This is a genomic window from Oceanobacillus saliphilus (genome assembly GCF_023522835.1).
In the GTDB taxonomy this organism is placed as follows: Bacteria; Bacillota; Bacilli; order Bacillales; family Amphibacillaceae; genus Oceanobacillus; species Oceanobacillus saliphilus.
In genome coordinates, this window is the sequence record NZ_JALCZU010000270.1 from 1 (window position 1) to 251 (window position 251).

General features: G+C 51.0%; 1 protein-coding gene. It reads left to right on the forward strand.

The features are described from left to right. Positions 1 to 186, forward strand: a 186-nt coding sequence (locus MN204_RS21130) for an XkdD/Y8K6 family phage-associated protein (RefSeq protein WP_249873007.1), incomplete at its 5' end; no start/stop codon positions are given. Positions 187 to 251: the final 65 nt, after the last annotated feature.

Sequence of the window (251 nt, forward strand, 5' to 3'; positions counted from 1 at the left end):
ACTGAATGTGATGTTGATAAGGCCGTCGCAAATGCCCACCTCATCGCCGCCGCACCGGAATTGCTGGAAGCGTTACAGCAGTCGTTACCGCATCTACGTGAACAAGCTAAACAAGATGGTCACGCATTTGGTACGTTGCAGCTTGTTAACCGCGTCATCGCCAAAGCAATGGGAGAAATAAAATGAAACTGATTGAACTGCTGGTACAGGAATTGCCGAAGCGTGGCGGGTGGCCTGAGCATGCCACTTGT